This is a genomic window from Cellulomonas sp. A375-1, from assembly GCF_001040865.1.
GTDB lineage: Bacteria > Actinomycetota > Actinomycetes > Actinomycetales > Cellulomonadaceae > Cellulomonas > Cellulomonas gelida.
In genome coordinates, this window is sequence record NZ_LFKW01000052.1 from 1 (window position 1) to 9,020 (window position 9,020).

9 protein-coding genes and 1 pseudogene are annotated in these 9,020 nt (G+C 75.4%); 2 read left to right on the plus strand and 8 right to left on the minus strand.

The genetic code is table 11. The features are described from left to right. Positions 1–99 precede the first annotated feature (99 nt). Complete coding sequence (locus CWIS_RS06195) at positions 100–1,089, minus strand: stage II sporulation protein M (RefSeq protein WP_048342395.1); 990 nt, start codon at positions 1,087–1,089, stop codon at positions 100–102. A gap of 90 nt (positions 1,090–1,179) precedes the next feature. On the opposite strand from CWIS_RS06195, the gene CWIS_RS06200 reads away from it, so the two are divergent. Beyond that, positions 1,180–1,998 (plus strand): RDD family protein, encoded by an 819-nt coding sequence (locus CWIS_RS06200; protein ID WP_048342396.1) that lies wholly within the window; start codon positions 1,180–1,182, stop codon positions 1,996–1,998. Between the two features lie 31 nt (positions 1,999–2,029). Here the strand turns inward: CWIS_RS06200 and CWIS_RS06205 are convergent, their stop codons facing one another. The 5 genes from CWIS_RS06205 to CWIS_RS06225 all read right to left on the minus strand — a co-directional run bounded on the left by CWIS_RS06205 (position 2,030) and on the right by CWIS_RS06225 (position 5,470). Continuing rightward, positions 2,030–2,941: a cation diffusion facilitator family transporter gene (locus CWIS_RS06205; RefSeq protein WP_048342397.1), complete on the minus strand. Its 912-nt coding sequence runs from the start codon at positions 2,939–2,941 to the stop codon at positions 2,030–2,032. Positions 2,942–2,987: 46 nt separating this feature from the next. Continuing rightward, positions 2,988–3,197: a Trm112 family protein gene (locus CWIS_RS06210; protein WP_048342398.1), complete on the minus strand. Its 210-nt coding sequence runs from the start codon at positions 3,195–3,197 to the stop codon at positions 2,988–2,990. Further along, positions 3,194–4,690, minus strand: coding sequence for a phosphomannomutase/phosphoglucomutase (locus CWIS_RS06215; protein WP_048342399.1), 1,497 nt, complete (start codon positions 4,688–4,690; stop codon positions 3,194–3,196). The genes CWIS_RS06210 and CWIS_RS06215 overlap by 4 nt, the downstream gene beginning before the upstream one ends. Positions 4,691–4,783: 93 nt before the next feature. Next, the gene (locus tag CWIS_RS06220; RefSeq protein WP_229747394.1) at positions 4,784–4,999 is read right to left on the minus strand and encodes a hypothetical protein; all 216 of its coding nucleotides are present in this window, start codon (positions 4,997–4,999) and stop codon (positions 4,784–4,786) included. A 60-nt stretch (positions 5,000–5,059) separates the two neighbouring features. After that, on the minus strand, positions 5,060–5,470 hold the full coding sequence (locus tag CWIS_RS06225; RefSeq protein ID WP_048342401.1) for a DUF3499 domain-containing protein: 411 nt from the start codon (positions 5,468–5,470) through the stop codon (positions 5,060–5,062). Between the two features lie 206 nt (positions 5,471–5,676). On the opposite strand from CWIS_RS06225, the gene CWIS_RS06230 reads away from it, so the two are divergent. After that, the gene (locus CWIS_RS06230) at positions 5,677–6,045 is read left to right on the plus strand and encodes a metallopeptidase family protein (protein WP_048342402.1); all 369 of its coding nucleotides are present in this window, start codon (positions 5,677–5,679) and stop codon (positions 6,043–6,045) included. 21 nt (positions 6,046–6,066) lie between these two features. Here the strand turns inward: CWIS_RS06230 and CWIS_RS17500 are convergent, their stop codons facing one another. Next, positions 6,067–7,629, minus strand: coding sequence for a DUF5719 family protein (locus tag CWIS_RS17500; RefSeq protein ID WP_053071580.1), 1,563 nt, complete (start codon positions 7,627–7,629; stop codon positions 6,067–6,069). After that, positions 7,626–9,020 (minus strand): annotated as a pseudogene (locus CWIS_RS18660) (glycosyltransferase family 2 protein); the annotation flags it as partial. The gene CWIS_RS17500 and the pseudogene CWIS_RS18660, both read right to left, overlap by 4 nt.

Consider the following 9,020-nt stretch of genomic DNA (forward strand, 5'->3'; position numbering starts at 1 on the left):
CCGCCGGACGCCTCTGACCCGTCGCGGCGGGGTGCTCGCCAGGGCGCGTGCTCACGCAGGGCGGGTGCTCACGCAGGGCGGGCTCAGCCGGGCGGGTGCTCAGCCGGCGGTGGCCAGGGCGTAGCCCGCGCGGTCGTCCTCCAGGTCGCCCGTCGCGCCCGCACGCACCGCGCGGCCGCCGAGCACGAGGGTGTAGGCCCAGAACGCCGCGAGCGCGAGCGCGCCGATGACGATCTTGACCCACCACACCAGCCCGGACCCGGTGACGAACCCCTCGACGAGCCCCGACAGCGCGAGCACGCCCACGAGCCCGATCGCTGCGGTGAACAGTGCGCGCGCCTCCTGGGCGAGCGCGCGGCCGCGCGTGCGCGGACCCGGCGCCAGCCACGCCCAGAAGACCTTGAGCCCGGCCGCACCCGCGACGAACACCGCCGTGAGCTCGAGCAGGCCGTGGGGCGCGATCAGCGTGAGGAACACGTCGAGCGCGTCGTGCGCCGCCATCATGCCGCCGATGTTCCCGATCGCGACCGCGTTGGACCACAGGAAGTACACCGGGCCGATCCCGGTCACGCCCGTCCCGACGCACAGCGCCGCGAGCAACGCGTTGTGCGTCCAGACGGTCGCGGCGAAGCCGATGCCGGGGTCGTAGTACGACGCGAACGCGTTGTCGACGTACTCGCGCTGCTCGGCGGGCGTGCCCATCGCGGCGAGCGCGTCGGGGTTCGTCGCGACCCAGACCCCGGCCACCACCGCCACCGCGAGGAACGCGACCATCACCGCGACCGTCCACCAGCGGAGCCGGTAGAACGCCGCGGGAACGGTCACCACGACGAACCGGACGGCGTCGCGCCACGAGGGCTCGTGGGTCCCGGCGATCGCCGCACGCGCGCGTGCGACGAGCTGCGACAGGCGCGTCACGGTCTCAGGGTCGGGGGCGGCCGACCGGATGGTCGACAGGTCGGTCGCGGCGGCCTGGTAGAGGCGCACGAGCTCGTCGGCCTCGGCACCCGTGCGCCGCCGAGTACGGATCAGCTCGTCGAGGCGCTGCCACGACGCCGAGTGCACCGCCTGGTACGCGTCGAGGTCCATGCGCTCAGCCTGCCATCCCCGCCGACCGGCTAGGGTGCGGTCGCGGCGTCGCCACGCCGCGCGAGCACCGGACGGACGACGAGGAGGACCGTGGACACCATCGTCATCGGTGAGGGCGTCGAGCTCGACGCCCGGCCGGCGTCGGCGATCTCGCGGATGCTGGGCGCGCTGATCGACCTGGCGGTGCTCGTGGCCGTGCTGCTGCTCGTGGCCATCCTGCTCACCAACGTCGCGCGGATCGGCGTGCCCGAGGCCGTCGCCGACGTGGGAGGCACCGTCGCGATCGCGTTCGTGCTGATCGTGCTGCCCACGACCGTGGACACCCTGACGCGCGGCCGCACGCTCGGCAAGCTCGCTGTCGGCATCCGCGTGGTGCGCGACGACGGCGGACCGATCGTGTTCCGCCAGGCGTTCGTGCGCGCGCTCGTCGGCGTGGTCGAGCTGTGGCTCACGTTCGGGTCGGTCGCGCTGATCTGCTCGCTCGTGCACCCCCAGGGCAAGCGCGTGGGCGACATCCTCGCCGGGACGTACGCCGTGCGGGTGCGCGGCGGGGCGGGGGGACGGGCGCCGCTCGTCATGCCGCCGCACCTGGCCGCGTGGGCGCGCACCGCGGACATCGCGCGTCTGCCCGACGGCCTGGCGCTGTCCGTGCGGCAGTTCCTGGGACGGGCGACGCGCCTGCACCCCGGCTCGCGCGTCGAGCTCGGGACGCGCCTGACCCACGAGGTCCAGCGCTACGTCCGGCCGCTGCCGGCCCCCGGCACGCACCCCGAGGCGTTCCTCGCCGCGGTGCTCGCCGAGCGCCGCGACCGTGAGCTCGTCGCCGAGCAGCGCGCGAGCGTGCGCCGCGACCAGGAGGCCGTGCTGCTGCACCGCCTCCCGCACGGAGTCCTCGACCCGCCGTCGTGAGTCGCGCGGCTCGTCCGACGGGCGTGACGCCCTACTCGCGCCGGAGGTCGGGTTCGAGGTAGATCACGGTCGCGCTCGGCTCGGCCGCGCGCACGCGCGCCTCGGCGTCGTCGATCGCCCGGGCGACGTCGGCCGCGGAGACCGCGGCGGGCACCTCGATCTTCGCCGCGACGAGGATCTCCTCCGGGCCCAGGTGCAGCGTGCGCAGGTGGATGACGGACGCGACGCCCTCCCCGACCAGCGCGCCGCGGATCCGGCCCACGGACTCCTTGGTCGCCGACTCCCCGAGGAGCAGCGACCGCGTCTCCATGGCGAGCACGACCGCGATCACGACGAGCAGCACGCCGATGCCCGCGGTGCCGACCGCGTCCCAGCGCCCGTCGTCGGTCGCCAGGGTCAGGCTCACGCCGAACAGCGCGAGCACGAGGCCGATCAGCGCGCCGAAGTCCTCGAGCAGCACCACGGGCAGCTCGGGTGCCTTGGCCGTCCGGATGAACTGCACCCACGACTGCGTGCCGCGCACCTGGTTCGACTCGTGGATCGCGGTGCGGAACGAGAAGGACTCGAGTCCGATCGCGACGACCAGCACCACGACGGGCACCCAGTGCCACGACTCGATCGGGTGCGGGTCGGCCCACTTGTGCCACGCCTCGTACAGCGCGAACAACCCACCGAGCGAGAACAGCACGATCGAGACGATGAACGCGTACAGGTAGCGCTCACGTCCGTACCCGAAGGGGTGCTCCTCGTCAGCCGCGCGGCGGGCGCGCTTGCCGCCGACCAGCAGCAGGACCTGGTTGCCCGAGTCGGCCAGGGAGTGCACCGCCTCCGCGAGCATCGAGCTCGAGTGCGTCAGCAGGTATGCGATGAACTTCGTGACCGCGATGCCCAGGTTGGCCGCGAGTGCCGCGACGATCGCCTTGTTGCCGCCCGAGTGCGCCATGCGCCCGATCCCCTCTCCGTCAGGTCCGCGCACACCCTAGCGGCGCTCAGGCGGGTGTGGCCGCCGACTCCAGGAGCACCGGGATGCCGTCGCGCACGGGGTAGCGCAGCGGACGCTCGGGGTCGGTCGAGACGAGGACCGGGTTGCCCTCGTCGTCGGTCCCGTCGACCAGGGTCGCACCCGTCACCGGGCAGCGCAGCAGCTCGCGCGCCCAGGACTCGAGGCCGCCGGGGACCGCCGTCAGGTCGTCGCTCATGCCGTGGCTCCCGCCTCGTCGGACGCGCTCGCGTACTCCGGCTCGCCCTGGCGGACCAGCGACAGCACGTCGTCGCGCACCTTGATCATGATGTCCTCGTCGGCCGCCTCGACGTTGAGCCGCAGCAGCGGCTCGGTGTTCGACGCACGCAGGTTGAACCACCACTGCGGGTGGGAGTCCCAGTGCGAGACCGTCAGGCCGTCGAGCTCGTCGACCTCGACGGGACCCGCGCCCTGCTGCGTCACGTACGCCTCGACGACGCGTCCGCGCGCGTCGGGGACCGAGGAGACGCGCGAGTTGATCTCGCCCGAGGCCACGTACGGCTGGTACGCGTCGGACAGTGCCGACAGCGGGTGCGGCTGACCGCCGAGCGCCGCCAGGACGTGCAGCGCCGCCAGCATGCCCGTGTCGGCGAAGAAGAAGTCCCGGAAGTAGTAGTGCGCGGAGTGCTCGCCGCCGAACACCGCGTCGTGCTCGGCCATCTGGTCCTTGATGAACGAGTGCCCGACGCGCGTGCGGACGGTCCGCGCACCCGCGGCCTGCAGCAGGTCCGGCACGACGCGCGACGAGATGAGGTTGTGGATCACGGTCGGGGTGCGTCCGGCCGCCTGCTCACGCGCGGCCTCGCGGAGCCCGACGAGCGCGGTGATGGCCGACGGGGAGACCGGGTCGCCGTTCTCGTCGACGACGAAGCAGCGATCCGCGTCGCCGTCGAACGCCAGGCCGATGTCGGCCCCGTGCTCGACGACCGCGCGCTGCAGGTCGACGAGGTTCGCGGGCTCGAGCGGGTTGGCCTCGTGGTTCGGGAACGTGCCGTCGAGCTCGAAGTACAGCGGCACCACCTCGAGCGGCAGCGCGGGCAGGCCCGCGCCCGTGCCGAGCACCGCGGGCGCCGTGAAGCCGCCCATGCCGTTGCCCGCGTCGACGACGACCTTCAGGGGGCGGATCGCCGACAGGTCGACGAGCGAGCGCAGGAACTGCGCGTACTCCGTCAGCATGTCGCGCGACGTGACGGTGCCGCGCTCGTCGTCGGCGACCTGCGGCACCTCGCCGCCCAGGTAGTCGCCCGCGAGGTCACGCACCGCGGCGAGGCCCGAGTCCTGGCCCACCGGGCGGGCGCCCGCGCGGCACAGCTTGATGCCGTTGTACTGCGCCGGGTTGTGGCTCGCGGTGAACATGGCGCCCGGGATGGCGAGCTTGCCCGAGGCGAAGTAGAGCCCGTCGGTGGACGCCAGCCCGATCGTCACGACGTCGACGCCGCGTGCGGTCAGACCGTCGGCGAAGCCCGCGACGAGCTCGGGGCCGGACGGGCGCATGTCGTTGCCGATCACCACGGTCGGGCGGCTGCCCGCAGGCGTCTCGGGGATCACCACGACGTCGGCGAACGCGGCACCGATCGCTCGCGTGACGCGCGCGTCGAGCTCCTCGGGGACGAGCCCTCGCACGTCGTAGGCCTTGATGAACGCGGACAGGTCGACTCGCTCGGCACTCACTGCGGCATCGTATCCGCACCGCGCGCACCTGCCGTCGTCGGGCGGCGCGCGCTCCGAGGGCCGTCGCGGCAGAGCCGGGCCGCGCCGCGCTCGTCAGCCGGTGCCGGTGACCTCGCCGCGGGTGAGCGGGGTGCCGTCACCGTCGAGCGCGAACCAGTTCGTGATCTCGCACGCCGGGCACGAGACGAACGTCGCCGCCCGCCCGTCGGGCAGCGACATGCGAATGCGCGTCAGCCGGACCTCGCCGCAGCCCTGGCACGCCTCGGTGCCCGGCGGCAACGGCCCCTGCGGCTGGCTGATCGACCCCAACGACTCCTGCTGAGCAGCGGCCCGTGCCCGGGCCGCATCCCCCCTGCGACGTGCCACGGCCTAGACGGCCCCGTCAGGCGAGGTCACGTCGGGGCCCGTGCCGCGCAGCACCCGGAGGTGGCCGCGACGGGGGGCGTCCGCGAGTGCGGCGGGCTCCGGGACCACGGCGGTCGCGGACGTGACCGCGACCGGCTCCGGGGTGCGCCCGGCCTCACGGACCGCGTCGGCCAGTGCGAGCAGGTCGTCGCGGCTCGGGGCGAGCGGCTCGAACTCGGGCAGCAGCCGGACGACCTCCCAGCCGCGCGGCGCGGTGAGCCGCTCGGCGTGCGGGACGCACAGGTCGTAGGAGTGCGGCTCGGCGTGCTGGGCCAGCGGGCCGAGCACCGCGGTCGAGTCCGCGTACACGTAGGTCAGCGTCGCGACGGCTGGACGGCCGCACGCGGTGCGCGAGCACTGCCGGACGGATCTCACGGGGCGAACCTACCCCGAGTCGGCGACACCGGCTGCCGTCCACGCCGTGCACGGTCCCACGCGCCGCCCCAGCGGATATCGTGCACCGGGTGAGCGCAGGCCTCCCCGACCGCCGTGGGTTCGACCCGGCCCCGCACGAGGGCCACGGGTCCGTACGACCCGTCCGCCGCCGTGACCGGCGCGGCCGGGGGCCTCGCGGACCGCTCATGCCGACCACGATGCCCGCGTTCCGCACGCGTGCGCAGCGGTTCGACGACCTCGTGCTCGACGCGGTCGAGCACCTCGAGCGGCGGTGGGCCCGCCAGCTCGAGGGGACCGAGTTCGCGGTCGAGGACGTCCCGCCGTCCAACCCCGCGCCGTGGGAGCGCGGCGGCGTCCCGCTGGGCCGGTACTTCCCGGCCGACGCGGGCCTGCCCGCCCGGATCGTCGTCTACCGGCGGCCCGTCGAGGCGCGCGCGCACGACACGCTCGACCTCGCGGACCTCGTGCGCGACGTCGTCGTCGAGCAGGTCGCCCACATGCTCGGCCGCTCCCCCGAGGACATCGACCCGACGTACCGCGACGACGGACGCTGACGCCCGACCACGCGACTGCGCTCAGCGCGTCCCGAGCCGCGGGTCGGCGCGCACGGTCGTCGCGGTCGTCCCGGCCTCGCCGGGCACCGGGACCAGCACCGAGAGCAGCGTGCCGTCACCGCGCTCGACCTGCGCCACGAGCCCCGCCGCGAACCACGCGGCGCCGTCGTCCGGCACCACTTGCACGCCGGTCACGCGCGTGTCGGACCCCGCGAGGTCCGCGAGCGTGAGCGCGACCGTGCGACCGACGGGGACCTCGACGCGTTCGGCGACGACGACCTGCCCGTCCGAGCCGAGCACCCGCACCTCGGCCGCGAGCACGGCCTTGCGGTCGAGGGCACCCGTGCTCGCGACGGCGCCGAGGACGAGCGTGCCCCGGGCGCGGTCCGGCAGCGCGACGACCGACTCGTGCGACCGGCCACCCTGGGTCGGGGCGACCGACGCGACCCACGCCCGCTCCCGCGTCGGGCTGCCCGGGTCCTGCGCGGTGGGCTCGCCCGGGCGGGCGAGCATCGCGCTCGCGACGACCGCGTGGTCCGCATCGACGACGAGGGTGTACGCGCCCTGCGGCAGCCCGCCGAGCGGGACGTCGGTCACGACACCCGGCTCGAGCGCGAGCGACTCCGCTCCGGGCAGGTCCTCCACGCCGTCGGGGCCGAGCAGCCGCACGCGCGCGGTCGTGGCCGCGCGTCCCGTCACGAGCAGCCGCAGCACGCCCGCGTCGGTGTCGTCCACGTCCGTCGCGAGCAGCGCGACACCGGGGATCACCTGGCGGCGAGCCGGTGCCGCCCCGGCCACGACGAGGTCCGTGCCCGTGGGCGTGAATCCGTCGAGCGTCGAGTCCTGGACGAACGCGCTCACGCGACCGCCCGTCGCGGACACGTGCACGGCGATCCGGCGTTCCTCGGGCGCGAGCCCGCCCAGCACGACGACGCGCTCGGCGCCGGGAGCCACGAGGTACTGCTCGGTGTCGAGGTCGACCTCGCCCGTGGCCCCGAAGACGTCGAGGTGCACCACGGCCGGCGTCGAGCCGGCGTTCTGCAGCACGAGCAGCGCGGTGGAACCGAGCTCGGTGGAGCCGCCGACGAGCCACGCATCGGTCGTCGGCGCCTGGCACGACGCCGCGGCCAGGCCCCGCAGGTCGCCCGCGGTGACGAGCGCGGAGCTCGCCGCACCGACCACGGCGGGCTCGTCGGTGGGCTCGGCCTCGACGACGGCCGCTCCACCGGCCTCGCGCACGAGGCTCGTGTCCACGCCCTCGGTCAGCCGCGCGACGGTCACGGCGCCCGCGAGGTCGAGGACCGCGCCACCACCGCTCGAGGTCGCGACGGCGACGAGCGAGGTCAGCGGGTCGACCGGCACGGGGTCGAAGTCGGCGTCCGACTCACGCTGCTCGGGCAGCACCAGCGGGCCGGGGCACACGAGCCGCGTCGGCGACGGTGGGACGTCGACCACAGCGCCGGCGGACAGCACGTCGTCCGTCGCGGGCGACGGGAGCTGCAGGCCGAGGCCCACGACGCCGACGACGAGCGCGCCGACCGCCACGCCCGAGACCAGCCGGACCACGCTCGTCGTGCGGCTCATCGCCCTGCCCTCCGTCGACGTACCGGCATCGCCAGGAGCACCGTCAACCCGAGCACGACCGCCTGCACGACGAGCCACGTCGTGCGCTCCGGTGCGTCGTGACGGACGACCAGGTGACCGCCGGACGACCCGAGCTCGAACGTCTGGCGCCAGCCGTTCGACACGGCCCGCAGCGGCTTGCCGCCCAGCGTGGCCGTCCAGTGCGCGTCCGCCCGCTCCGCGAGGACGAGCAGCCGCCGGTCCTCGCCGCCGGTCGCGTCCGGGATCCGGGTGTCCACCGAGCGCCCGAGTGCCTCGACCGCGACCGCCGCCGACGCCGGGTCGGTGACGTCGCCGCCCGACGCGACCAGCCGCGCCCACGCGGGGTCGACCGGCACGGGCTCGCCGCCGCCGGTCGGCGCGGCGGGCTGGACGCGCCACAGGATGCCGGACGCGTTCTGCGTGACGCGCTCCAGGCCCGCCGTCGCGTCGAGCTCGCCGACGAGCGCGTCGCGCGCACGGTCGGCCGCGGCCTCGTCGTCGTCGGACAGGTGGGTGGGCAGCACCGGGACGAGCACGTCGCCCACCGCGAGCGCGGCGAGCGGACCCGCGACGTCACCGCTCGCACCCGTCGCGAGGCGGGCGACCAGCGTGTCGATCTCCTGGGTGGCCGCGTCGGGCTCCGCGACGCGCGGCTCGTCTCCGGTCCCCGTCAGCTCGAGCGTCGCGACGGTCGCCGCGAGGTCGACGAGCTGCGGTCCGTCCGCGCGCAGCAGCTGCCAGGTCACGGCGTCGTCGCCGGGGTCGCTCGCCAGCGCGAGGATGCGCGACGCGTTCGACGAGCCCTGCGCCTGGCGCCCGACCGCGGGCACCACGGTGCGCTCGAGCGCCCGTGCCGTCAGCGCGGTGCCGTCGCGCGCCTGCACGCTCCAGCCCCCGAGCCACGCGACGGGCACGACGACGGCGGCGAGCGTCACCACGCCCACGACGAGCTGCCGCCAGCCGAACGAGTGGCGCGCGAGACGCGTGAGCACCCCGTCCGCGCCGAGCAGCGCGGCCACGAGCAGCCCGAGCATCGCGAGCGACAGCGCGGGCCCGGTCCAGCCGTACGCGGCGACGCCGTCGTCGAGCCCGACCGGGACGCGCGCGACCGCGGTCGCGGTCGCGAGGCCGAGCGCGGCCACCGCCCAGCCGAGCCGGACCGCACGGGCCACGCTCCCCCGCAGCAGCGCGAGCGCGGCGACCACGAGCACGACGGCGCCGAGCGCGAGCGGCCACGCGCGGACGAGGCCGTCGGGCACAGACTCCGGCACGAGCGCCGCCGCGGCGGACGGCAGCCCGAGCAGGCGCGCGAGCGGCCCCTCCGGCACGGTGGCGACCGCGAGGCCCGGGTCGGCCACGAGCAGGCGCAG

Bases quoted from the DNA above. Each gene is read 5' to 3' on its own strand.
- CWIS_RS17500 (WP_053071580.1), bottom strand. From the start codon at position 7,629: ATGAGCCGCACGACGAGCGTGGTCCGGCTGGTCTCGGGCGTGGCGGTC.
- CWIS_RS06230 (WP_048342402.1), top strand. From the start codon at position 5,677: ATGCCGACCACGATGCCCGCGTTCCGCACGCGTGCGCAGCGGTTCGAC.
- CWIS_RS06205 (WP_048342397.1), bottom strand. From the start codon at position 2,941: ATGGCGCACTCGGGCGGCAACAAGGCGATCGTCGCGGCACTCGCGGCC.
- CWIS_RS06210 (WP_048342398.1), bottom strand. From the start codon at position 3,197: ATGAGCGACGACCTGACGGCGGTCCCCGGCGGCCTCGAGTCCTGGGCG.
- CWIS_RS06195 (WP_048342395.1), bottom strand. From the start codon at position 1,089: ATGGACCTCGACGCGTACCAGGCGGTGCACTCGGCGTCGTGGCAGCGC.